The organism is Tetragenococcus halophilus subsp. halophilus DSM 20339, from assembly GCF_003841405.1.
GTDB classification, from domain to species: Bacteria; Bacillota; Bacilli; order Lactobacillales; family Enterococcaceae; genus Tetragenococcus; species Tetragenococcus halophilus.
The window spans coordinates 928,065-952,977 of the sequence record NZ_PXYA01000001.1 but is presented as its reverse complement, the minus strand read 5'-3'; the positions used below and the strand labels follow the sequence as shown (position 1 = coordinate 952,977).

Here is a 24,913-nt window from a genome sequence, read left to right as displayed (position 1 = left end):
GTTTTAAAGGAGAAACGGATGAAAACAGCTTTTTTATTTAGTGGTCAAGGAGATCAATATCCTGGTATGGGAAAAGATCTTTATGATCAGTATGAGATTGTCCAAAAAACATTTGAACAAGCATCCAATGTCTTAAATTACGACATGGCAGAATTATGTTTTACTGAAAATGAACAACTGGATTTAACCGAATATACTCAACCAGCGATCTTAACGGTAAGTGTTGCTTTTTTACGTTTATTAAAAGAAAAAGGAATTCAGCCGGATGCAGCAGCCGGACTGAGCCTAGGCGAGTATTCCGCTTTAGTGGCGAGTCAGGCCCTGAGTTTTGAGACAGCTGTAGATTTAGTTGCAAGGCGTGGGAAATACATGGCAGAAGCTGCTCCTTCTGGTGTGGGGAAAATGGTTGCTGTAATGAATATGCCAGCTGATACAATTGAAAAAGCTTGTCAGCAAGCTAGTGAATATGGGATCATCTCACCAGCCAATTATAATACACCAAAACAGATTGTCATTGGCGGAGAAGAAAAAGCGGTTGATTACGCATTGGATTTATTAAGCCAAGCAGGCGCGCGCCGAATGATTCCTTTGAATGTCAGTGGTCCCTTTCACACAAAACTTTTAGAACCAGCTTCAAAACAATTAAAAGAAGTACTAAAAGAAACAACTTTTAATGAAATGCAGATCCCCGTTGTTAGTAATACGACAGCCAAAGTCATGAAACAAGATGAAATCAAACATTTATTGGAACTACAGGTTAAATCACCCGTTCGTTTTTATGAAAGTGTTGCAACACTAAAAGAGCTGGGAATTGAACGTATCATTGAAGTTGGGCCAGGAAAAACAATCAATGGATTTATGAAAAAAATTGATAAATCCATAAAAACAGACCGGATTTCGGACTTGAAAACTTTACAAGCAACGGAAGAAACGATTTAGTTAATGGAGGAATCTATGGAACTTCAAAATAAAAATGTATTTGTTACAGGGAGTACGCGTGGGATTGGTTTAGCGATCGCTAAAGCTTTTGCGCAAAATGGTGCAAATATTGTACTTAATGGACGTAAAGAAATTCCTGCTGAATTAATTGCTGAAATTGAAGCCTTTGGTGTGAAATGTATCGGAGTATCTGGAGATATTTCTGATTTTTCAAGTGCCAAAGAAATGATAAAAAGTGCGCAGGATCAATTAGGCGAAATTCAAGTTTTAGTAAATAATGCGGGTATGAATAATGATAAGTTATTACTTCGTATGAAAGAAGAAGATTTCGCAAGTGTTTTACAAGTGAATTTAACTGGAACATTTAATATGACACAACAAATTTTAAAGAAAATGATGAAACAAAAAGCAGGCGTCATTATTAACATCTCCAGTGTTTCTGGTTTGATTGGTAATGTTGGTCAAGCAAATTATGCTGCAAGTAAAGCGGGCGTTGTTGGTTTTACCAAAACAGTAGCCAAAGAAGCAGCCCCTCGCGGAATCACTTGTAATGCGATTGCGCCTGGTTTTATTGCGACTGATATGACAGATGTTTTGTCAGATAAAGTGAAAGCACAAATCAAAGAAACGATTCCACTCCAACACTTAGGAGATCCAGAAGATGTGGCTCAGACCGCAGTTTTCTTAGCCAAAAGTCCATATATTACAGGACAAGTGATTAGTGTGGATGGCGGGTTAGTCATGCAAGGATAATCAGATACGATTGATTTTTTGCAAAATGGAAGGAGAAGCAAGATGAATCGAGTAGTTATTACAGGTTATGGTGTCGTATCGCCAATTGGCAATGATCCAGAAACCTTCTTAGCAAGTTTAAAAAATGGAACAAACGGAATTGATAAAATTACAAAGTTTGATGCAGAAGATACTGGTGTTTCAGTAGCCGGTGAAGTGAAAGATTTTCCTAGAGAGAAATATTTTAAGAAAAAAGATACGAAACGAATGGATCTTTTTTCACTTTATGGCGTTTACGCTGCACTTGATGCTCTTGAAATGGCAAAATTAGATACAGAAAAAACGGACATGGATCGTTTCGGCGTTATGGTGGGTTCAGGTATCGGCGGATTACCGACAATCCAAGAACAAGTAACGCGTATGAACGAAAAAGGAGCAGATCGAGTTTCACCAATGTTTGTACCTATGTCGATTGTAAACATGGTGGCGGGAAATATCGCGATGCGCGTGGGCGCTAGAGGTATTTGTACATCTACCGTTACAGCGTGTGCTTCTGGTAACAACTCTATTGGAGAAGCTTTCCGCAATATCAAACACGGCTATCAAGATGTGATGCTTGCTGGTGGATCTGAATCAACCATTTGTGAAATCGGAATCGCTGGTTTTGCTTCTTTAACTGCTTTGAGCCGTAATGAAGATCCAGATCATGCTTCAACCCCATTTGATACGAATCGTTCTGGATTTGTTATGGGCGAAGGTGCAGGCGTTCTTTTGCTGGAATCATTAGAACATGCGCAAGCTCGTGGGGCAAATATTTTAGGTGAAGTTGTTGGCTATGGCGCAAATTGTGATGCTTACCATATGACAGCACCTAATTCGGATGGTTCTGGTGCTGGAAAAGCGATGAAATTGGCTATGGAAGAAGCACAAATAGCACCTGAACAAATTGACTATATTAATGCTCATGGTACAGCAACGCCAGCTAATGATGTTTCAGAAGCAACAGCTATCCATTATGGATTAGGTGAACGTGGTAAAGATATTTATGTTAGCAGTACAAAATCAATGACTGGACACTTATTAGGAGCGGCCGGTGGTATTGAATCAGTTGCTTCATTATTAGCACTACAACACCAATTTGTTCCTGCTAGTATTAATATTGAAGAAAAAGATCCGGAAATTGATTTAAATGTGGTGCAAAATCAAAGTATTGATGCTAACTTAGAATATGTATTGAGCAATTCAATGGGCTTTGGTGGCCATAATGCGGTATTATTGATGAAACGTTGGGAGGCATAAAGATGCAACAAGAAGAATTAAAAGAATTGCTTGCGATCTTTGATCAATCGACTTTGACAGAATTTGATTTAAAAGATGGAACTTTTGAGCTATACTTTAATAAAACAGCAGCGGCAAGAAGCCAAGCTGGGCAAGTAAATAATACAGGACAGACGCAGGCGGCTGAACCTACGGTAGAACCAACAGCTAACACACAAACAACAACACAACAAACAGTCCAATCTGTTCAAGCGCAAACAACAGAAACTGCAAAAGAAACAGTTGCAGGAACCGATATCGTTTCGCCAATTGTGGGTGTGGTTTACTTGCGACCTGCTCCAGAAAAAGAAGACTTTAAAAAAGTTGGCGATCACGTCGAAGCGGGTGAAGTCGTTTGTATTGTTGAAGCGATGAAAGTAATGAATGAAATCACTAGTGATGTGTCTGGTGAGATTGTTGAAGTATTAGTAGAAAATGAACAAGTGGTCGAGTTTGACCAACCGTTGTTCCGCGTGAAAGAAGGCTAAATATGTCAGTAATGAATATTCAAGAGATCAAAGAAATTATTCCTCATCGTTTTCCTATGCTTTTAATTGACCGTATAGAAGAACTCGAAGAAGGAGAACGAATTGTAGCTAAAAAAAATGTTACAGTGAATGAACCTTTTTTCCAAGGACATTTTCCGCATGAACCAGTAATGCCAGGGGTGCTTATTATTGAAGCTATGGCACAAGCGGGCGCTGTTTCTTTACTAAGTTTAGAACAGTTTCGAGGAAAAACTGCTTATTTTGGCGGAATTGACAAAGCGAAATTCCGTAAAAAAGTAACCCCCGGCGATACATTAATGCTAGAAGTTGAACTTTTGAAGGTAAAATCTTCTGCTGGTGTAGGTAAAGGTGTTGCTCGCGTCGATGGAAAAAAAGTGGCGGAAGCAGAATTAACGTTCATGATTGGATAGGTGGATTATGTTTTCAAAAATTTTAGTTGCAAACCGTGGAGAAATCGCGGTACGAATTATACGTGCTTGTCGTGAATTAGGTATTCATACAGTTGCTGTTTATTCAGAAGCTGATAAAGATGCACTACATGCAGAATTAGCGGATGAGGCGATCTGTATTGGTCCCGCTCGTTCTTCAGATTCTTATTTAAACGTTCAACAAATTCTTAGTGCAGCAATTGTTACTAAGGCCGAAGCAATCCACCCAGGGTTTGGTTTTCTTTCTGAAAATGCTCGTTTTGCTGCAATGTGTGAAGAAATGAATGTCGTTTTTATCGGGCCTAAAAGCAAAACGATCGATGATATGGGAAATAAAATCAATGCTAGAAAATTGATGCGAGAAGCTGGTGTACCGGTTGTGCCGGGAAGCCCAGGCGTCATTCATGATGTAGAAGAAGCCGTTCAGATTGCTGATGAAGTGGGCTTTCCAATTATGCTAAAAGCTGCCGCAGGTGGTGGCGGAAAAGGAATCCGCAAAGTTTATAATAAAGAAGATTTACCGCATCATTTTTCTTCGGCTCAACAAGAAGCCAAAGCAGCCTTTGGTGATGATTCAATGTATATTGAAAAGATTGTTTATCCTGCTCGTCATATAGAAATTCAAATTCTAGCCGATAATTTTGGACATGTGATACACTTAGGAGAAAGAGATTGTTCTTTACAACGTAATAATCAGAAAGTTATGGAAGAATCTCCTTCTGTAGTGATCGATGAGCAAAAAAGACAAGAGATTGGGATGACAGCTGTTAAAGCAGCACAGGCTGTTGATTATTGCAATGCAGGTACTATCGAATTTTTAATGGATGAAAAAGGCAATTTTTACTTCATGGAGATGAATACTCGTATTCAGGTTGAACATCCTATCACTGAAATGGTTACAGGAGTGGATATTGTTAAAAAACAATTGGAAATCGCTAGTGACCAAGAACTGACGATTGAACAAAAAGATGTGCAATTTAATGGGCACGCGATTGAATGTCGTATTAACGCTGAAAATCCAAGCTTTAACTTTGCTCCTTCACCTGGAAAAATCGAAAATTTATTATTACCAGCAGGTGGCATGGGTATTCGTGTAGAAAGTGCGATGTATTCAGGTTATACTATACCGCCTTACTATGATTCAATGATCGCTAAAGTGATTGCCTATGCAGACACACGCTTAGGTGCGTTAATGAAAATGCAGCGCGCATTAAGTGAACTTGTGACTGAAGGAATTGTCACTAACGCTGAATTTCAGTTAGACTTGATCAGTCATCCTAAAGTACTTTCTGGCGATTATAATACTGCCTTTTTGCAAGAAGAATTTTTACCAAACTGGACACCTGAAGATTAGGAGGCGCAGCAAATGGCATTGTTTAAAAAGAAAAAGGACTATATCAAAATTAATCCTAATCGAAATGCGACACCTATGAACGAACCCACTGTCCCTGATGACATGTGGGCAAAATGTCCAAGCTGCAAACATATTTTATATACTAAAGAAATTGGTGAAGAAAAAGTTTGTCCTAACTGTGGATATAACTTTCGAATCAGTGCTAGCCAACGTTTAGCACTGATCGCCGATGATGATACTTTTGAAGAATGGGATACAGACATAAGTACCAAAGATCCCTTGAATTTTCCTGGCTATAAAGAAAAAGTCAAAAAGATGCAAGAAAAAAATGACTTGCATGAGGCTGTTTTGACTGGTCTTGCAGACATATTCGGAGAGAAAGTAGCGCTTGGTATAATGGATTCTCATTTCATTATGGCAAGTATGGGTACAGTCGTAGGAGAAAAAATCACCCGTTTATTCGAAAAAGTGACGGAACAACAACTACCAGTGGTTTTATTTACCGCTTCAGGCGGCGCTCGTATGCAAGAAGGAATTTTTTCTTTGATGCAGATGGCCAAGGTCTCTGCAGCAGTCAAAAAACATAGTAATGCTGGACTTTTCTACCTAACCGTTTTAACAGATCCAACTACTGGTGGCGTCACTGCAAGTTTTGCGATGGAAGGAGATATTATTATCTCTGAACCACAAGCCTTGATTGGATTTGCAGGTAGACGTGTCATTGAAAACGCGATTAAACAAGAACTACCAGAAGATTTTCAACGAGCAGAATTTCTTTTGGAACATGGGTTTATCGACCAGATTGTTGCACGTAAAGATTTAAAAACGCGCATCTACGAACTGGTAAGCATGCATACAATGAAAGGGTGGCGTTAAGATGGAAAGATCTGCACATGAGATCGTTCAACTAGCTCGTGATCAAAAACGCCTCACTTCACTAGATTTTATTGAACAGATCTTTGATAATTTTCAAGAATTTCATGGAGACCGCTACTTTGCAGATGATCAAGCTGTGGTAGGTGGTGTTGCTTTGTTAGATGGCAAACCGGTGACTGTAATTGGTATCCAAAAAGGAAAAAATTTACCAGAAAATTTAAAACGTAATTTCGGTTCGGCTAATCCAGAAGGTTACCGAAAAGCATTACGTTTGATGAAACAAGCAGAAAAGTTCCAACGTCCGGTGGTAACTTTTATTAATACATCTGGCGCTTATTCTGGCATTAGTGCCGAAGAACGTGGCGAAGGAGAGGCTATCGCTAAAAATTTATATGAAATGGCTGATTTAAGCGTTCCTATTATCGCTACCATTATTGGTGAAGGCGGTAGTGGCGGTGCATTAGCACTGGCAGTCGCTGATGAAGTTTGGATGCTGGAAAATTCTATTTATGCGGTTTTGCCTCCAGAAGGCTTTGCTTCGATTTTGTGGAAAGATAGTAGTCGAGCAGATGAAGCCGCTGATTTGATGAAAATTACAGCGCAAGAATTAAAAGAATTGGATGTTATCGAACAGGTAATTCCTGAAACATTTAGAGGCGAATCTGTATCAGATGAAGCGATTTTACGCCGTGTCAAAGCTGACTTAACTTGGAAGTTAAAAGATCTTGCGAAAAAAGATCCTACTCAACTAGTTCAAGAACGCTATGAACGATTTCGTAAATTTTAATAAAAATCACCGGCTATTTGAAGCTCGGTGATTTTTTATTATGATATTACATTTTTTAAAAGTTAGTTATTTGAGATAAAAAGGGAAGTTATGTAAAAGTCCCTTCATTTTATAAAGAATAGAGGGAAGTTTAGAAGATGTCCCTTCTTTTTTTGGTATAATAAAAGGAACTTATGTGTAAAAAGCTTTATTTTTCGAACAAATTTGTTTAGTAATCGTAATTATTTGTTTGCTAATTGTTAAAATAGAAGAATTAATTTAGAAACAGAGGTAGAAAAACATGGAAGAATTTCGGTATTGTCGAGAATCAAAAGTGGTCCAAACTCATCGGATCTTTCCTTCAGATTTGAATCCTTTTGGCGCTTTATTCGGTGGAAAATTAATGACCTTTATTGATGATGCCTCATCAATTTCAATTACCAGACATTGCAGACGAGGCGCAGTCACAGCTTCTATCGATCAAATGAATTTTTTAAAGCCATTGGAAAATAATCATTCGGTTTGTGTAGAGTCGTATGTTTCAGGTACGCATCATAAATCTATGGAAGTTTTTGTGAAAGTCATTGGAGAAAATCTGGTCACAGGTGAGCGTTATCTAGCAGCGACTTGCTTTACGACATTTGTTGCTGTTCCTTCTCATATGAATGAGGAAAAAGAATTCACTGTGCCAAGAGTTTTCCCAGAAACAGAAGAAGAAAAATTAATTTGTCGTGATTATGAAAAAAGAAGGAGGCAACGACTTGCTGAGCGTAGTGAATATAAAGAATTTGCTGCTAAACTTTCAACAGAATTGCCATGGGGGCAATAATAAAGAAAGTGGAGAAACTAAGTTAGTTTCAATTATGAATGTTTTTATTGTTGATACGTGCTGCACGTGTTAACATATGGTTGTCAGGAGGTATAGTGCACATGCCGATGACATAAAAACAAATGGTCAAATATCTGACCAAAAATGGTTGGACAATTGTTCCTAAACAAGGAAAGGGATCACATGTTAAAATGTGCAAATCAAATAGTCGTCCAATCATTATTCCTCATGGTGAGTTGAACGAATATACCGAAAGAGGAATTTTAAAGCAAGCTGGGTTTTGTTAGCCCACTTGCTACTGACGAAAGGAGCATGCAATGATGTTAATCGTTTATCCTGCTTTATTTTATTACGACGCTGCAGCTCAAGCAAAATATTTTGTTACTTTTCCAGATTTTGAAAATAGCGCTACCCAAGGGAAAAATATCCAAGACGCACTTGAGATGGCTTCAGAATATCTAGGGATCATTGTTGCTGATTTGATTGATACACAGAATCATGTTCCAAGGCCCTCAGATATCAATATACTTGATTTAAAAGAAAACAATCCTTTTAAAAATGATGATGATTTCCAATTGGAATATGATCCAGAAAAGTCTTTTGTTACGTTGATATATGTAGACATAAATAACTATTTAGGTTCACAAAACCCTGTTAAAAAAACTCTAACGATCCCTAAATGGGCAGATGATTTAGGTAAGAAGCACTCTCTTAATTTCTCAAAAACGTTAGAGGATGCTATTGTAGAAAAAGTGAATCATTAGCATAGCAGCGATTTAACTATATTAACTACACAGTCCAGTAAACAATTTTTACATTTTTGTTTGCTGGATTTTTTTGTGCAAAAAAAATTTAATAAAAGCTGTGTCATTTTTATATGCAAGCTCGTTTATAGATTCCTTCAAAATAGATGGAAGTTAGAATATTTGCGGTCAGTAAATTCATTTAGTAAGCTTAATATATAAATAACAATTACTTGAGGTGATACTAAATGAACTTTCAAAATATTCAGCTTGATACAACAAATCATTCTTCGCTAGATATTTATCAAAGCAATACGGATACTTCCTTACCGGGGATTGTCGTTGTCGGTGGTGGAAGTTATAAACAATTACGCGAACGCGATACTGAACGAGTTGCGTTGCAATTTGCGACACAAGCCTTTCAATCTTTTGTCGTAAATTATCCGACGGAAGAACAAAAAAGTTATGTCGAAGCTAAAGAAGCCATTGTAGAGGCTTTTGATTATATAAAAAAACATGCTGATCAGTTAAAAGTAGATTTAAATAAGTTAGGAATCATTGGTTTTTCTGCCGGCGGGCAACTTGCTGCTGATTACTCTAACCAAATAGATACGCAAGCGAAATTTGCTTTGCTCGGTTATCCAGTGATCAAGCCTACTTTGGATGAAAAGATGGGTGTTCAAAGCACTGATGTTTCAAAGCTAGTTTCACCTAATACGCCGCCAACTTTTGTATGGGGTGCGATGAATGATGAACTAACGCCGTTTTTAGAACATATTGATGTTTATACGCAAGCTTTGGCACAAAATAGTGTACCATTTGAAGTGCACGAATTTAGTACAGGTAATCATGGAATGGCTCTGGCAAATAAGTGGACAGGCGTTGTAAATGATGGACGAGTCGATCATCATATGTCTCGTTGGTTTCCTTTAGCGGTAGAATGGCTAGATGAAATGATCGGCATTAAATAAAATAAACGAATAAGAAATAACTACTTAAGGATCTCTAACATCTATAACTGTTAGTGATCCTTTTTTTATATTAAAATAACAAAATTATCTATAACCAATTGCGATTTGTTATAAGGTAAGGTAACATTAAATGACACAATTGTTGTAAAAAGGGACTGGAAAGAAAAACGATAAAAGGAGTGAGAAAAGTGTTAGAAGTAAAAAATTTGTCAAAATCCTTTGGCGATTACAAAGCCTTAGACGACTTAACCTTTTCTATTAATGAAGGACAAATTATGGGGTTAATTGGACAAAATGGGGCTGGAAAAACAACGACCTTTCGTTTAATACTTGATTTTTTACAAGCAGATCAAGGTGAAATTTTATGGAAGGGACATTCATTAAGTGCAAAAGAGTACAATATTATCGGGTATTTACCCGAAGAGCGTGGCTTGTACCCGCGTATTACAGTACAAGATCAATTGATCTATTTTGCGCGATTAAGAGGAAGAAGCAAAAAAGAAATTGTTCCTAAGATTGACGAATGGATGGATAAATTTCAGGTGAAAGGTAAAAAGACAGATAAAGTAAAAACTTTATCTAAAGGAAATCAACAAAAAATTCAATTGATTGCGACGCTCATTCATGAACCAGAGCTTATTATCTTGGATGAGCCTTTTAGTGGCTTAGATCCAGTAAATGTAGAGTTACTGAAAGACGGCATTATGGAGCTCAAAGAAAAAGGTTCTTGTGTCATATTTTCGAGTCATAATATGGATAATGTGGAAAAGATATGTGACCATTTGATTATGTTAAACAATGGAAAAACTGTTTTACAAGGAGATGTACATGAAATTAGAGAAAAATTTGGACGAACCAAAGTTTTCTTAGAATCGGACTTGTCCCAAGATGAAGTGGCTCAAATACCTGATGTTTCAAGTGTTACAGTACAAGATCATCGTTATTTGGAAATCACATTAGAAAATCCAGAAGCAGGTAAAACCATTTTTGAACAAGCGACAGCACAAGGTTATATCCCGATGTTTAATCAGCAACCACCAACATTAGAAGAAATATTTAAAATGAAAGCAGGTGAAGACCATGAATAAATTTTGGGTTATTGCCGCTGATGTTTATAAGAAAAATGTTCGCTCCATTTCATTTTTAATTATGTTGCTTGTTCCTTTTATCTTAGGAGGCATTGTTTATGTGGCCGGCTATTTTGGAAGTCAAAGTGGTGAGGTCGATACGATCGGCATCACTTCTTCTTCAACGGAGTTGGCTGAAAGCATGAGCGAAGCTGCACCTGAGGACTATGAATTTCAAGTTGTCGATTCTCAATCGGCGGGAGAAGAAGATTTATCAGATGAAAAAATCGATGCTTTGTTTGTTGTAGATGTTGGAGATGATAACCAACTAAATGGCGCTTTATACAGTGAATCGAATATGGGACAGTCCGTTGAGCTAACCTTACAACAAACGCTTAATACGATACAAACGAATATGCGAGCCCAAGAGTTAGGTCTGACAACAGAGGAAGTTGGTAGCTTAAATCAACCAGCAAGTTTTGAACAACAATCTGTTAATTTCAACGACGCAGAAGAGATGGAGATGGGTGGAGACGATGAGGACTTCAACTATGCTATTAGTTTTGCTTCGACAATTATTCTCTTCGTCTTTATTATCACTTATGCAGGAATTATCTCGCAAGAAATTGCCTCAGAAAAAGGGACCCGAATTATGGAGGTTATTTTGTCCAGTACTCGTGCGCAAGTCCACTTTTACGGCAAACTTTTAGGAATACTACTTGTGGCTGTAACACAGATGGTTGTTTACGCTGCAGCTTTTGCGATTAGTTACCAATGGGTAAAAGATATTGATGTGATTAAAAACTTTATAGACTCGATTTCCTTGCAAGGGATCTTTGGAACTTTCTTGCTGTTTACTTTAGTTTTCTTAGTTTTGGGAGTATTTATCTATGCAGTTTTGGCTGCACTTTGCGGCTCATTAGTCACAAAGACAGAAGATACATCTAAAGTGATTTTACCTGTAACTTATTTGTCTTTAATCGGTTACTTACTAGGGATCTCTTTAGCGTCCTTTGATCCAAGCAATATTATCATCCGTATTACTTCTTATATCCCATTTCTATCTTCTTATCTAATGCCTATTCGATTGGCTAATGAAACGGCTAGTATACAAGATGCGATGATTTCATTAGGTATCTTAGTCGTTTCGACAGTTCTATTGACAATGGCTTCAGCTAAGATGTATAAATCAAATGTTTTAGTTTATAATGATAAAGGACTACTTGCGACATTGAAACAGTCATTTACTTTGATGAAGAATCAATAAGTGTAAACAGTTAAAACATGTAATTTATTTCGAAAATGCCGGAATAAATTGCATGTTTTTTTAGGTAGCCGCTATTTTCCATCCGTAAAAGTACGTTTTGAAGGAACGGCTACAAAAACGATGTTGAACAGGCAAGTTTTGCAACGTTTTAGAGATGAACCAAGTATTGAGTTGGTAGGTACGAAATTACACCTTACAGAAGATAAATAAAGCAAACATGATGTTTGCGCTTTAGTTGCTGACTATTATAACGTTAAGGTAGAGACAAATTTAACTTTATATTGGAGGCATATAAATGGTTCAACAAAAAGAAATGAAAACAATCGCAGTATTAGGTACAGGTATTATGGGAGGACCTATGGCTAGCAATTTAGCCAAAAGTGGTTTTGCTGTACATGTATGGAATCGAACACGAGCTAAAGCTGAAAAACTAATACCAGATGGCCTAAGCGTTTATGATACGCCGCAAGAAGCGGTCAAGGATACAGATGCTGTACTCACGGTTTTAAAAGATGCGCCAACTGTTTTAGAAGCCATGAACTCAGCGCAAGAAAATTTATCTAAAGATGCTATCTGGATTCAAATGACGACAGTGGGCAAAAAAATAGATGAGTTAATTCAATTTGCCGAAAAACACGAGTTAACTTTTTTCGATGCACCTGTACAAGGGACTAAAGCGCCAGCTGAAAGTGGTGAATTGACGGTTATGCCTTCAGGACCTAGCGAATATAAAGAAGTTCTTACACCTATTTTTGATGTTATTGGTAAAAAGACGATCTGGGTTTCTGAAGAAGCAGGAAAAAGTAGTCGCTTGAAACTAGCATTAAATAGTTGGGTATTTGCTTTAACGCACGGTGTAGCTGAAAGTTTAACAATCGCAAAAGAGCTAGGAGTGGATCCGCAACTTGTCATGGACGTGATTACTGGTGGCCCTATGGATACACCTTATTTCCAACAAAAAGGCAAAGCGATTTTAAATGATGATTATACCGCTAGCTTTGCAGTTAAAAATGCGGTAAAAGACGCGCAATTAATTGTAGATGCTATGGAAGACGAAGACTTGCAAATTGATATCACAGCTGCGGGCTTACAACGTTTCCAACGTGCGCTAGAAGAAGGACACGGAGATAAAGATATTGCGGCTTCAGGTTTAGCCGGGAAGAAGGAAGAATAAGTATTACGAAATAAACTGAAATTTTCATTTAATAGATAGAATTTACTAAAAAGCAAAGAAGTACTGACGCTTCTTTGCTTTTTTAGTATAAGAAAACTTTCTAAAAAAAATGGACAATTTGCTTATAGAGATCCGAAAAGACACTGTCTTTACGCCAAACAAAATAAAAATCATGGGTTTTTTGTAAGTCTTCGATCTCGATTCTGCATAATTGATTATCAGCCAGCTCTTGAGTGACTGCGGTTTTATAGAGCGTTGTAATCCCAAGATTGTTTATAACCAGTTTTTTTAAAACGTGAATATTTCCTATTTCAATCAGTTGTTTAAAATCACTTAATACGAAGTTTTGATTTTCTAAGTTCTTTTCTAAAATTGCCCGCGTGCCTGAACCTTTTTCTCTAATGATCAATCTTTCAGTTAACAAATCTTCCAGTAAATGTGGTGTTTGTTTGAAAGGGTAATCTGGTGTTGCGACGCAGATGTATTCTTCTCGTGCATATGGTAGGAAACTATATTCAGATTTTGGGAAATATCCTTCTAATAAAGCAAAGTCAATTTCACCCCTTTGTAATTTATCTAAGAGATAAGCAGTATTTTCTATAATCAACGATAATTGCATACTAGGGTTTTCGTTTAAAAATTGAGTTAACTTATCCGCTAAATAAAATTCACCAATCGTGCGAGTAGCGCCAAAGTTTAAATGCATGATAGACTTGTTATCTTGTAACATTCTTTTTCTTAAAGTTTGGTCATCATAAGCAATTGTTGAAAGTTTTTTATAAAATAATTCTCCTGCAGGTGTTAATGCTAATTTTTTTCCTTCATAGTAAAAAAGCTTTGCTTTATAGTCTGTTTCTAAAAATTTAATATGCTGGGAAACTGCAGGTTGAGTAATACATAGTTTTTCAGCTGCTTTAGTGTAATTCATATATTTACACACGGTTAAGAAAGTACGTGTTCTAAAATCAAGCATGTTTTTCTCCTTTGTCATAACATATTTTTATGTACATATAATAATAAATAATTTTTTGTTATATAAGTAGTATGATAATATATTTTTAACGATATTAACAAGGAGATTAAAAAATGAGTTTTGTAAAGAAAAATTATCAGGGAATTTTGTTATCTTTTTTTATTGCATTAATCGCCACTTTCTTAGGACAACGCTTTTCCATTATAGGAGGTCCTGTTTTTGGTATCCTTTTAGGGTTGATTATTGCTTTATTTCCACGAAAGCAGATGTTTGAACCAGGCATTGCTTTTACTTCTAAAAAAATTCTGCAATATGCGATCGTTTTATTGGGCTTTAGTATGAATCTTTTTCAAATTTTTGCGGTAGGGAGCCAATCCTTACTCATTATTATTACTACTATAGCTACAGCACTCATTGTTTCTTATTTTATCAGTAAATGGTTAAAAGTTCCGACCGATGTTTCTATTTTAGTAGGTGTAGGTTCTTCCATTTGTGGCGGTTCTGCGATTGCGGCAACCGCTCCTGTGATTAAAGCCAAAGGAGAAGATATCGCGACATCTATTTCTGTTATTTTTTTGTTTAATGTATTAGCGGCTTTCTTATTTCCTATCTTTGGAAATATCTTAGGGATGAATGATATTGGTTTTGGGATGTGGGCAGGAACGGCAATCAATGACACTTCTTCGGTAGTGGCTGCTGGGCAAACCTGGGCAGTCAGTCATGCCAGTGATGTGGCTTTAAATTATGCGACGATTGTTAAACTAACTAGAACACTGGCGATTATTCCTATTACCTTAATCTTGGCATTTTATCGTTCGAAAAAAAGTAGCGCAGTTTCCGTTCGGATGTCAGAAACATTTCCTTGGTTTATTCTCTTTTTCTTACTAGCGGCGATTTTTAGTACGGTTTTTCAACTCAATGAAAATATTGTTGATTTTTTAACAACATTGAGTAAGTTCTGTATTACAATGGCACTTACAGCAGTAGGTTTAAATACTAATTTGGTGCAGTTAGTTAAAAGTGGCGGCAAACCTATTTTGCTTGGCTTTAGTTGCTGGGTAAGTATTATGTTGGTTAGTCTTTTGATGCAACAAGTATTAGGCATTTGGTAATAAAAAAATATTTATATAATTAGTACAGAAAGAAATAGCTTTTACAACAGTTGCTGTAAAAGCTATTTCTTTATTTTATTTGGTATATCAATTATTTAACCGTTGACAACTTACTGATAGATAGTATAATAGCTTTAAAAGAGTGGAACAGATTTATTTTCTGTATTAATTTAGGAGGTCGGAAATGAAGAAAAGGCGTTTATTAGGAAAATTGACAGCATTAGCGGCTGTGTCCTTGGTATTTTTAACTGCTTGCCAAAACCAGGAAGCTTCAGAAGAAGATTCAGCGGCTACGGATTCTTCCTCAGATCAAGAGACTGAAGTCCTTCGATTTGGGATTACGGGTGGCTACCCACCAAGTAACTATCATGATGAAGATACCGAGGAGTTAGTGGGTTATGAAGTCGATATGGCTAAAGAGCTCGTCAAAGACTTAGATGGTGATGTAAAAGCAGAGTTTGTGGAGATGTCTTTTGGTTCCATTTTGGAAAGTTTAAATAGCGATCGTATTGATGTAGCGATGCATAGCTTAAGTGAAACACCTGAACGAGCAGAACAGTATGATTTCACTGTACCTTATTTTGACAAAGTGTGGGGCGTTATCGTCGCTGAAGATAGTGACATTCAAACATTGGACGATTTAGATGGCAAACGAGCAGCACAAAGTGTATCAACTTTCTCTGGACAAGAGGCAGAAAAACTTGGGGGCGAGCTTGTTCCTATTGATGATGTGGACGAAGCCATGAAATTAATTACAGAAGATCGGGCTGACTTTTATTTAGGTAGTGATGTCGGGCAACAAGATTATTTAGATAAACAACCGGAACCATTATCTGTGCGTGTGTTAGATGAGACCGTACCCGATGTACCTGCATCACTGGTTGTACCTAAAGGTTCGGATGAGTTAAGAGAAGACTTAAATGAAGTAATTATCGAAAATACGGAAGATGGCACCCTAGCTGAAATCTATGATGAATATCTAGGCATGGATAAATCTATCGAAGATTTTGATGAATATTTAGACGAAGATGAATAAGAACAATTCAAGCGAGGTTAAAAAATCTCGCTTGTTTATTTCATGAGGAGTAGACAGATGTATTTATTTGACCAAAAGCGTAACGGACAAGAGGTACGTGATCCCAAATATAATTATGCAATTGCCAGTTTTTTAGCTAATGAATTACAGCTAGATGAACCGATTATGCGTTTTTATATTAATCAGCCAGCCGTTATTATAGGCAAACATCAGAACGCTTTTGCAGAAGTTGATTTGAACTATTTGGAAGAACAACAAATTGATTTGGTTCGTCGTTCTTCAGGTGGAGGTTCTGTTTATCATGATCAAGGGACATTGATTTATGGTTTTATAGGAAAAAACGATCATGCTTCTTACCAAGATTTTTCCCGTTTTACTCAGCCTATTGTACGAGCGCTGCAGCACTTAGGTGTCAAAGAGGCGCAATTTGGGGGACGTAATGATTTATTAATTCATGGAAAGAAATTTTCTGGCACTTCAATGTTAGTTAATGATAGCAAGGTGATTGTTGGTGGAACTTTACTATTAGACGCTGATTATAAAACTTTGGAACAAGTATTAACGCCTAACAAAAAGAAGCTAGCTGCTAAAGGCGTAAAATCTGTTCAGAGCCGTGTCACTGCTTTAAGACCTTATTTAGCGAAAGAGCATCGAGATATTACGATTGAAGCTTTTCGCAAATTATTAATTAAAGAACTAAAACTTGAAACCTACTTTTCGATACGTATCCCTTGGTATACCAAGGATCTCATGCACAAAATTAACTTCAACCTGCTTGCTTGAGCTGTTTTTGTATAGAGGAAGGTAGTTTTTCAAGGAACTGTTCGATAATGTTATTTAATACGGCTTCATCCAAAACATATTCATCCGCAAAAGCTTCTTGGAATAAAACGAGTAATTGCAGAATGGCTTCCGATACAGAAAGCTCGGAAAGCTCATCAATGAGAAGATAAAATAACTCGCCAAGCGTTCGGTCGTCTTTACTTTCACGTTCTTGCACCGCTAGGATCATATAACCGATAGCTACCAGTGTCGTATGCGCAAAGATCCCGTCATAAGAAATCCCTTGGTACTTGGCTAATTTTAAGTATTGTTTGCACATCTTGAAGTAGACTTCCACCGACCAGCGTCTAGCATAGAGCTGAATGATCTCGTCTTCGGTCAGATCGATATCGGTCGAAGCTAAGACCAAATAGTCGTTTCGTTTATTGCGATTGCGAATATATACCAACTTAATGGGAAGGACTTCCCCTTCTACGACAGCTTCTACTTGGACACTCAAAAGATAGCGAGAACGACCGCGGCGTTTCTTGTTTCGTTTGAAGATTTCTTTGACATCCATCTTTTGGCCTTGATAACGGTAGTAGATCTTTTGACTACGTTTAACCATCGCTACGCAGTGGCATTTCAGGTCACGGATCTGTTGGAACATTTTGGGACTGGAAAACCAAGTATCGAATAAGACATAATCCGCATGGATCCCTTGGTTCAAAGCCGATCGAAGCAGTTCCAGTGTCACTTCCGTGCCTTTACGAAGCGCTTGAGCTTTACGTTTCCCCCTATTCGTGCGTTGATCCCCGATATCAAGGTCAGATTGGAGCTTTCTTTTCCCGGAGAGCAAGGAAAAAGCGACGGGGACAAAGCTGTTGCCATCACTCCAGCCTAATTGTAAATAACGAAATCCTTTGAAATATTTTTTCTTGGCATGGTCGTATTGTAAAGCGGCACACTCCACTTTTTTCGCATTCAAGCGAGAATACATGGAGTCATCCACGATAAACGTGGTCTTTCGGGCATCATCCGTCAATGGACGTAGGAAAGTAATGACGGATTCAGCCACTAAGATCAGTAATTTTTGCCAATGAGTGTGCGGATCATTCAAAACGTTGCGAAATGTTTTATCTGAAAATGATAGCTGTTCCTTTTGCTTTTGGTAAAACCGATAGGTAGAACCGTTGGTAAAGATCGAAGCTAATAGGAACGAAAAAATAACAGAAACGGAGAAACCCTTCCTGTGCACGGCATTCGATTTTTTAAGAGCAGAAGCTACATGGAACTGATGAAAAAAATCAGACACAGAGGTAGAAATTTTTTCTGAGTTTGGCGTTGTTTGTGTTATAATTGACATGGCATGAACACTCCTTGGTTAGTGGTTTTTCGTTGATTCTATTATACCAGGATTTGAGTGGTTCATGCTATTTTTGTATCAAAAAACGTTTATTTATCAAGGGATGAACTGTATTTTTGAACTTTCAAGTTTTAGTTTATAATATAAAACTCTAGAATTAATTATACATAATGTATAATTTAGGTTATACTTTATGTATAATTTATGCTATAATAAATAAAAGAGGTGAGCAATCATGGAAATTATGAGAAAACGCGGTAAAATTAAGAAGTGGGGAAATACTAAAGGAATTGTTTTACCTAAAGCGATTTTGTCTAATGCCGATTTAAAAAATATTGAAAATGTCAATATAACAGTGGAAACACAGCCTGATGGGAAAAAGCGAATTGTTATTGAAGATGTGACAGAAGATAAAAAAGAATTATTAGAAGATTTAGTAGGTACTGTTAGTTTACCTAAGGATTTAGATGTGAAAACAGAAAGAGCAGAAAGAAAACAGAAACGGTTGGTAAAACATGAATTGCATCATTGACATTAATGTAATATTAGATGTACTAGCAAAAAGAGAAGAATTTTATAAACAATCGAAAGAAGTTTATATGTTATCTGTCTATGGCGTGATTAAGGGATATATAACCGCAAATATGATCACAGATATCTATTATATTCTAGAAAAATATGGTTCGGAAAACGCAAAGAACGAAGTTAAAAAGTTATTACAATTAAATGAAGTGCTTTCTGTAACAGAATTGGATTGTATCAATGCGTTGGAATTAAGCGGGGAAGATTATGAAGATAATTTGATTATAGCTACGGCAACTCGTAACGGTGTAGAAAGCATTGTTACTAGAAATGTTGATGACTATCTTAACAGTGGATTAATTGTCTATACGCCTGAAGAATTAATTCATAAGTTTAAATAATATGCTTTATTAGAAGCGTTGTGCATTCTAAAAAGCATATTATTTTTTTAGTGTTGTTTTGTTAAAAAATTTAGATAAACTTCATTTAAAGTTCAGCGTGTGTTAAAACTGATTTGGGAGGTGTTGGCATGGTATTAACTTCTTTATATTTTACAGATGAGCAATATCGAGAAATTAAAGAATTAGCTGAGTTTGAGAGTGTTTATGTAACCGAATTCATGAAACAAACGATTTTAGATCGAGTACAAAATGAGAATGATTATTATGAAGCGGTTCAAAATTTAAAAGAGAGTCATGGTGAAACTGTATCTAGAGGTGAGGTTAAACGGAGATTAGATTTGATATGATATGAAGACATATAAACACTAGCCGAGGACTATTAAAGACTTATAGCTTATTAATAGTCTATTTTTTGAGTTGTTATTTAGTCTAATAAATTTATTAATGAATTTATCTTGAAAAAGAGTCTAAAAACGAAGGGAAGTCAATAAAAAGTCCCTTCATTTTGTGGTAAATGAATGTAAGTACATAGAACTTCCCTTCCTTTTATTTACAATAAAGGGAAGTTTGCTGAAGTTACCTTGGTTTGGACATTTTTGTTAAAATTCAGAGGAAAAAAGATTTCGGAGAATATGGTAAAATGGACGCAAAGGAGTGAGTGATAGTGATGGAAGAAGAAGCAAACGTTGAGGAGATAAAAAAGCAGAACAAACAGCTACTAGATGAATTTGAACAAGAGTTGATTGATAAAAAGCTTAGTGCGAAAACTATTTATAAACATGTGAATAATATTGATTTTTATATTAATACTTTTCTGCTTTACGATGAGTTCGTGGAAGCCAAAAAAGGAACTTTGTTTATTGGAGAGTTTCTGGGTTACTGGTTTATTAAAAAAGCGATGTGGTCAAGCGTTAAACAAATCAATGAAAATGCTACAAGTTTAAAAAAGTTCTATACTTTTCTGTATAAAAGAGGAGATATTAGGAAAGAAACGTTGGATTCACTTAAGGAAAGAATTAAATTGGAAAAACCGCAGTGGCATGTTGAGATGCGACGTTATGATTTTCCGTTTATATAAATTGTGGTTAAAAAATTTAGAAATTTTGTAGTCAATATTTGGATATCAAGGACATAAGGAGTGAAATTCATGGTAGAGAAATACGATACTGTTGTGATTGGTGCGGGCCCAGCTGGCACGGCGGCTGCTTCTTCTTTGAAAGCTCAGGGACAAAAAGTAGCTATTGTGGAAGAAGATCTGTGGGGCGGTACTTGTCCGAATCGTGGCTGTGATCCTAAAAAAATCTTATATGCTGCAGTAGAAGCAAAAGAAAAAGCGGATCTTTTAGCGGGGCAAGGATTAAATACGCAAAATTCAATCAATTGGTCAGATTTAATGGAAAATAAACGAGAGTATACAAAACAAATAAGTCCGGGTACCCATGATAGCCTTGCAAATAATGGCATTGAAACAATTACCGGTCACGCGTATTTTGTCGATCCCCATACATTAAAAGTTGGTCAACAAACAATTGAGACTCAAAACGTCATTATCGCTACTGGCTTGCGTCCACGAATTCTAGACATCAAAGGCAAAGAATTTTTACAAACAAGTACAGACTTTTTAGATTTAGATGAAATGCCAGAACGTATTACGATATTAGGTGGCGGATATGTTGCTTTTGAACTTGCCGGAATTGCCTCTTCTGCCGGAGCAAAAGTCACATTGATTCATCATAATAATCGTCCTTTGAAGGCTTTTCCAAAAAAATTAGTGAAGAAACTTTGTGATCAGTTGTCCGAAAATGGCGTGGAAATCGTTTTTGATAAAGAAATCACGGAAGTTCAAGAGGACAATGCAAGTTATCGAGTAATAGGCAATGATTTTGATAAGAAAACAGACAAGGTATTTGCTGCAGTGGGTCGGATTGCCAATGTGGATCAACTAGGGCTAGATCAGATCGGCGTTGACTATTCAAGTAAAGGCGTTAAGGTAAATGAACATTTACAGTCAGACGTGTCACATATTTACGCAGTCGGTGATTCGGCAGCTTCTCCCGTGCTTAAATTAACACCAGTTGCCGGATATGAGGCGAACTATGTAGTCGGACAAATTTTAGGAGACCACGCGGAAATTGAGTATCCATATATTCCAACCATCATCTTCTCCTTGCCGAAATTGGCTCAAGTAGGCGTAACGGTAAATCGAGCGCAAGAAGACACAGAGCGGTATGAAGTAAAAACTGTTCCTATGGAGGATTGGATTACCTATAAACGACAACATGAAAAACAACCTCTGGTACAATTAGTTATCGATCAAAAGAACGATCAAGTAGTAGGTGCTGCTTGTTTGAGCATGGAAGCTGATGAGATGATTAATTATCTAACGTTGTTAATTAAACACGGATATTCCGCAGAAGATGTCAGCCAAACGCCTTTTGCTTACCCAACAATAGCAAGTGACATTCAGTATTTGTATTGAATTATTTGAGATAAAGTATATAAAAAAGGTAAAGATAGGGGGAATGCTATGAAGCTTCCCTCTATTTTTTCATAGATAAAGAGAACTTCCGCCAGCCCTTATTATCCATAAATGTATTAATTAGACTGCTTGTATTTTTAAAATTACAATATAAAAACCAAATGATTAGAAATATATAGAAAAATTATAATATATTCGAATTAATTTGAAATACATGGTAAAATATATATGAGTTTCGAATTAATTCGAAAGTAGGTGGAAATATGATACAAAGAACGAGTTATTTAGAAAAATTAAATCGAGTCAAAGATAAGCAAATTATTAAAGTATTGACGGGTGTACGTCGTTGTGGAAAATCGACAATCTTACAAATGTTTCGACAACAATTGCTTGATGAAGGAGTTGAACAATCGCAGATCATTTTTATTAATTTTGAAGACTTAGCATATGAAAAATATTTAGACTATTACGAGTTATACCGATACTTAGATAGCTTAATGAATAAAACGCAAAAATACTATATTTTTTTGGATGAAATTCAAGCAGTGACTCATTTTGAAAAAGTATTGGATAGTTTCTTTATTCGTCCTAACGTGGACCTTTATGTTACTGGTTCTAATGCATTTATGTTGTCTGGGGAGTTAGCTACATTACTTTCTGGACGCTATATTGAAGTACGTGTTCATCCTTTATCCTTTAAAGAATATCATAGTGCCTTTAACGGAGACCTAACTACAGATTTTCAAAATTATCTTAACTTTGGAGGTTTTCCTTTTGCTGTCCAATTAGAAGATGAAAAAACATTTGAAGATTATGTTGATGGTATTGTCAATACTGTATTAATTAAGGATGTCCTACAACGTAAGCAACGCAGCGATAGCGCTTTGGTCGAACAAATCGCTCGTTTTTTAACAGATACCGCTGGCAACTTAGTTACTGTTAGAAAGATTGCGAGTACGTTAACTTCGATGGGAGAAAAAACAACTAGTGATACAGTTTTGTCTTACTTATCAGCATTTCTCGATGCCTATTTGTTTTATCGGTGTGATCGCTATGATATTTCCGGGAAAAAGTACCTATCCATTAATTCCAAATATTATCCTGTCGATATGGCTCTACGCTATGCACTTTTAGGAACAAAACGTGTAAACATTGGTAGTCGGTTAGAGACTGTTGTATTTTTAGAGTTATTACGTCGAGACTATGAAATTTATGTAGGAACGATTGAAAATGCTGAAGTTGATTTTGTGGCAATTAAGCAAGGTGTTAAGGAATACTATCAAGTTTCTTATACAGTAGTTGACGATGAAACGTATAATCGGGAAGTTTCTGCATTGAAGAAAATCAAAGATGATTACCGAAAAATTTTATTAACGGCTGACCAAGGCTATGCAAATGATGAAGGCATTGAACAAGTCAATGTTATTAATTGGCTTTTGGATGAAGAATAGTAAAAGAGTAAGAAATTTAATAGAACAGCAATCTTGTTAAAATTATTACAGAATAATCTAAACCTCTTTGCTAAAAAGTAAGTATAATTTCGGTTGTTTATTCAAAATCAATTGTATTTTCAGTCGTTTTATTTTACAATTGAAAGCGTTAAAATTATAACAGTTAAAAAAACTGTTTAAATATAAGGAGGGCAATTAGTGAAAAAGAACTTTATTGTTTTATTACTGCTTTTAGGAGGAGTATTAACCGCTTGTACTAACAACGAAGAAAATAGTGCAGAAGAGGATAACAGTTGGCAAAATGTGGAAGAAGAAGGTCAATTAACAGTAGCAACATCAGGAACCTTATACCCTTCTTCATTTTATAACGATGATAACGAGTTAGTAGGATACGATGTAGATGTTGCGAAAGAGGTAGCTGATCGGTTAGATGTTGATATTGAGTTTGAAGAATACAACGTTGATGGACAAATCTCATCTCTTCAAAATGAAAGTACCGATTTTGCAGCGAATGACTTTAGTTTAAACAGTGATAGGGAAGAAAATTTTCTTTTATCTTCACCAATAAAGTATTCATTTGCAAGTTTAATTGTGCGAGAAGAAGATGATTCAGGAATTGCTTCTTTAGAAGATTTAGAAGGAAAGAAAGCTGCGGGTGAGCCCAATACTAGTTATATGAGAGCAGCCGAGCAATACGGGGCTGAATTAGTTACTTATGATAATGCTACAAATGAGCAATATCTGACTGATGTTGCTAACGGACGAACTGATACGGTCGTTAATGATTATTATCTGCAAAAAATGACGACAGAAGCCTTACCTGACGTTCCAGTAAAAATTTTAGATGATGTTTATTTTAACTTAGACCATAATGGTTTTTTGTTTGAAAAAGAACATGAGGCTTTGCATGAAAAAGTAAATGAAGTATTGGCTGAAATGAAAGATGACGGCACACTTAAAGAAATTTCAGAAGAATATTTTGATGCGGATGTCTCGGAAAAGCCGGATGTAGAAAATATTGAACAGGTAGATGTTGAATAATGTATATTCCAGGACTTGATTTTGCGTTGATGTGGGAATCGCTCCCTTTTATCTTACAAGGTTTATCTTATACTTTGGGGATTGCTCTTATGTCGTTACTATTGGGAAACTTTTTTGGTCTTTTGCTAACATTACTTGGTTTAATTCCTAGTGAGATTTTACGAGGGATCGTTCGTTTGTGGCTTTCTTTTTTTAGGGGTGTGCCGGCTTTAGTGCTATTGTTTATCCTTTATTTTGGTTTACCTTATCAACTTCATCCCTTAACTGCTTCGATCATTTGTTTTACTTTGACAGGCAGTGCATTTATGGGGGAAATTTATCGGGGCTCTATTTTAGGAATTGACTCGGGCCAATGGGATGCTGCTTATGCTTTAGGTTTTAATTTCACGAAAACGATGCGTTTGATTATTATGCCACAAGCCTTCCGAATTTCAGTACCAGCGTTAAGCAATGTGGCAATGGATATATTAAAAGGAACTTCACTTGCTGCGATGATTACCATACCTGATATTTTTCAAAATGCTAAAATTGTTGGAGGACGTTCATTTGATTTTATGTCGATGTATGTCTTAGTGGCTATTATATATTGGGTTCTATGCTTGGTAATTCAGGCGATTCAACAACGTTTGGAAGGATATTTTGCTAAGCGATATGGGATGTCTTTTAGGGTGAAAAAAATGTAAAATAAACTTACTAATAAAGAGTGGGAAGACTGACAAAAGTTCCTTCACTTGATATGGTCAGTAGTGATATTTAAAAATAGCTCAGCTATGTTTCTTTTTTAGAAATAGTTGAGCT

The 24,913-nt window shown here is 36.3% G+C and carries 28 protein-coding genes; 26 read left to right on the top strand and 2 right to left on the bottom strand.

What is annotated here, in order from left to right; genetic code table 11:
• Positions 1-18 precede the first annotated feature (18 nt).
• The 15 genes from fabD to C7K42_RS04455 all read left to right on the top strand — a co-directional run bounded on the left by fabD (position 19) and on the right by C7K42_RS04455 (position 12,972).
• Entirely contained in the window at positions 19-939 is a 921-nt protein-coding gene (gene fabD, locus C7K42_RS04525) for an ACP S-malonyltransferase (RefSeq protein ID WP_014125301.1), read from the top strand.
• A gap of 15 nt (positions 940-954) precedes the next feature.
• Positions 955-1,692: a 3-oxoacyl-[acyl-carrier-protein] reductase gene (gene fabG / locus C7K42_RS04520; RefSeq protein ID WP_014125300.1), complete on the top strand. Its 738-nt coding sequence runs from the start codon at positions 955-957 to the stop codon at positions 1,690-1,692.
• 42 nt (positions 1,693-1,734) lie between these two features.
• Positions 1,735-2,970 (top strand): beta-ketoacyl-ACP synthase II, encoded by a 1,236-nt coding sequence (gene fabF / locus C7K42_RS04515; RefSeq protein ID WP_103099550.1) that lies wholly within the window; start codon positions 1,735-1,737, stop codon positions 2,968-2,970.
• 2 nt (positions 2,971-2,972) lie between these two features.
• Entirely contained in the window at positions 2,973-3,476 is a 504-nt protein-coding gene (gene accB, locus C7K42_RS04510) for an acetyl-CoA carboxylase biotin carboxyl carrier protein (RefSeq protein ID WP_014125298.1), read from the top strand.
• A gap of 11 nt (positions 3,477-3,487) precedes the next feature.
• Entirely contained in the window at positions 3,488-3,907 is a 420-nt protein-coding gene (gene fabZ / locus C7K42_RS04505; RefSeq protein ID WP_180991148.1) for a 3-hydroxyacyl-ACP dehydratase FabZ, read from the top strand.
• Between the two features lie 7 nt (positions 3,908-3,914).
• Positions 3,915-5,279, top strand: a complete 1,365-nt coding sequence (locus tag C7K42_RS04500; protein ID WP_014125296.1) for an acetyl-CoA carboxylase biotin carboxylase subunit — start codon at positions 3,915-3,917, stop codon at positions 5,277-5,279.
• 12 nt (positions 5,280-5,291) lie between these two features.
• A complete protein-coding gene (gene accD, locus C7K42_RS04495; RefSeq protein WP_103099549.1) occupies positions 5,292-6,155 on the top strand; it encodes an acetyl-CoA carboxylase, carboxyltransferase subunit beta in 864 nt (287 codons plus the stop codon).
• Between the two features lies 1 nt (position 6,156).
• Positions 6,157-6,942 (top strand): acetyl-CoA carboxylase carboxyl transferase subunit alpha, encoded by a 786-nt coding sequence (locus tag C7K42_RS04490; protein WP_014125294.1) that lies wholly within the window; start codon positions 6,157-6,159, stop codon positions 6,940-6,942.
• A 280-nt stretch (positions 6,943-7,222) separates the two neighbouring features.
• Positions 7,223-7,750, top strand: coding sequence for an acyl-CoA thioesterase (locus C7K42_RS04485; RefSeq protein ID WP_103099548.1), 528 nt, complete (start codon positions 7,223-7,225; stop codon positions 7,748-7,750).
• A gap of 122 nt (positions 7,751-7,872) precedes the next feature.
• Positions 7,873-8,037, top strand: coding sequence for a type II toxin-antitoxin system HicA family toxin (locus tag C7K42_RS04480; protein ID WP_232510095.1), 165 nt, complete (start codon positions 7,873-7,875; stop codon positions 8,035-8,037).
• 33 nt (positions 8,038-8,070) lie between these two features.
• On the top strand, positions 8,071-8,514 hold the full coding sequence (locus C7K42_RS04475; RefSeq protein WP_170157599.1) for a type II toxin-antitoxin system HicB family antitoxin: 444 nt from the start codon (positions 8,071-8,073) through the stop codon (positions 8,512-8,514).
• Between the two features lie 227 nt (positions 8,515-8,741).
• Positions 8,742-9,464, top strand: a complete 723-nt coding sequence (locus C7K42_RS04470) for an alpha/beta hydrolase (RefSeq protein WP_103099547.1) — start codon at positions 8,742-8,744, stop codon at positions 9,462-9,464.
• Between the two features lie 188 nt (positions 9,465-9,652).
• A complete protein-coding gene (locus C7K42_RS04465; protein ID WP_014125289.1) occupies positions 9,653-10,552 on the top strand; it encodes an ABC transporter ATP-binding protein in 900 nt (299 codons plus the stop codon).
• Positions 10,545-11,798: an ABC transporter permease gene (locus C7K42_RS04460; protein ID WP_103099546.1), complete on the top strand. Its 1,254-nt coding sequence runs from the start codon at positions 10,545-10,547 to the stop codon at positions 11,796-11,798. The genes C7K42_RS04465 and C7K42_RS04460 overlap by 8 nt, the downstream gene beginning before the upstream one ends.
• Before the next feature lie 295 nt (positions 11,799-12,093).
• Positions 12,094-12,972, top strand: a complete 879-nt coding sequence (locus C7K42_RS04455) for an NAD(P)-dependent oxidoreductase (protein WP_061841384.1) — start codon at positions 12,094-12,096, stop codon at positions 12,970-12,972.
• Between the two features lie 100 nt (positions 12,973-13,072).
• On the opposite strand, the gene C7K42_RS04450 is transcribed toward C7K42_RS04455, so the two are convergent.
• Positions 13,073-13,945: a LysR family transcriptional regulator gene (locus tag C7K42_RS04450; protein WP_014125285.1), complete on the bottom strand. Its 873-nt coding sequence runs from the start codon at positions 13,943-13,945 to the stop codon at positions 13,073-13,075.
• 113 nt (positions 13,946-14,058) lie between these two features.
• Between C7K42_RS04450 and C7K42_RS04445 the strand changes: the two genes are divergently transcribed.
• The 3 genes from C7K42_RS04445 (at position 14,059) to C7K42_RS04435 (ending at position 16,876) form a co-directional block, all read left to right on the top strand.
• On the top strand, positions 14,059-15,057 hold the full coding sequence (locus C7K42_RS04445; RefSeq protein ID WP_061841383.1) for a YeiH family protein: 999 nt from the start codon (positions 14,059-14,061) through the stop codon (positions 15,055-15,057).
• Positions 15,058-15,241: 184 nt separating this feature from the next.
• Positions 15,242-16,093 carry a transporter substrate-binding domain-containing protein gene (locus C7K42_RS04440; protein ID WP_103099545.1) on the top strand — a complete coding sequence of 284 codons (852 nt, stop codon included), beginning with the start codon at positions 15,242-15,244 and terminating at the stop codon, positions 16,091-16,093.
• A gap of 57 nt (positions 16,094-16,150) precedes the next feature.
• Entirely contained in the window at positions 16,151-16,876 is a 726-nt protein-coding gene (locus C7K42_RS04435; protein WP_069029097.1) for a lipoate--protein ligase family protein, read from the top strand.
• Here the strand turns inward: C7K42_RS04435 and C7K42_RS04430 are convergent.
• Positions 16,860-18,221 carry an IS4 family transposase gene (locus C7K42_RS04430; protein WP_124175397.1) on the bottom strand — a complete coding sequence of 454 codons (1,362 nt, stop codon included), beginning with the start codon at positions 18,219-18,221 and terminating at the stop codon, positions 16,860-16,862. The two genes, C7K42_RS04435 and C7K42_RS04430, sit on opposite strands and share 17 nt — an antisense overlap.
• Positions 18,222-18,456: 235 nt before the next feature.
• Between C7K42_RS04430 and C7K42_RS04425 the strand changes: the two genes are divergently transcribed.
• The 8 genes from C7K42_RS04425 to C7K42_RS04390 all read left to right on the top strand — a co-directional run bounded on the left by C7K42_RS04425 (position 18,457) and on the right by C7K42_RS04390 (position 24,798).
• Positions 18,457-18,753: an AbrB/MazE/SpoVT family DNA-binding domain-containing protein gene (locus C7K42_RS04425; protein ID WP_014125279.1), complete on the top strand. Its 297-nt coding sequence runs from the start codon at positions 18,457-18,459 to the stop codon at positions 18,751-18,753.
• Positions 18,737-19,144: a type II toxin-antitoxin system VapC family toxin gene (locus tag C7K42_RS04420; RefSeq protein WP_014125278.1), complete on the top strand. Its 408-nt coding sequence runs from the start codon at positions 18,737-18,739 to the stop codon at positions 19,142-19,144. Before C7K42_RS04425 ends, C7K42_RS04420 begins: the two co-directional genes overlap by 17 nt.
• 128 nt (positions 19,145-19,272) lie before the next feature.
• Positions 19,273-19,491, top strand: a complete 219-nt coding sequence (locus tag C7K42_RS04415; protein ID WP_014125277.1) for a DUF6290 family protein — start codon at positions 19,273-19,275, stop codon at positions 19,489-19,491.
• Positions 19,492-19,811: 320 nt separating this feature from the next.
• Positions 19,812-20,222, top strand: a complete 411-nt coding sequence (locus C7K42_RS04410; RefSeq protein WP_014125276.1) for a hypothetical protein — start codon at positions 19,812-19,814, stop codon at positions 20,220-20,222.
• Between the two features lie 69 nt (positions 20,223-20,291).
• Complete coding sequence (locus tag C7K42_RS04405; RefSeq protein ID WP_103099756.1) at positions 20,292-21,623, top strand: dihydrolipoyl dehydrogenase family protein; 1,332 nt, start codon at positions 20,292-20,294, stop codon at positions 21,621-21,623.
• Positions 21,624-21,886: 263 nt separating this feature from the next.
• Positions 21,887-23,074, top strand: a complete 1,188-nt coding sequence (locus C7K42_RS04400) for an ATP-binding protein (protein WP_103099755.1) — start codon at positions 21,887-21,889, stop codon at positions 23,072-23,074.
• Between the two features lie 198 nt (positions 23,075-23,272).
• A complete protein-coding gene (locus tag C7K42_RS04395; RefSeq protein WP_103092058.1) occupies positions 23,273-24,115 on the top strand; it encodes a transporter substrate-binding domain-containing protein in 843 nt (280 codons plus the stop codon).
• Complete coding sequence (locus C7K42_RS04390; RefSeq protein ID WP_103099754.1) at positions 24,115-24,798, top strand: amino acid ABC transporter permease; 684 nt, start codon at positions 24,115-24,117, stop codon at positions 24,796-24,798. Before C7K42_RS04395 ends, C7K42_RS04390 begins: the two co-directional genes overlap by 1 nt.
• The last annotated feature ends 115 nt before the right edge of the window (positions 24,799-24,913 follow it).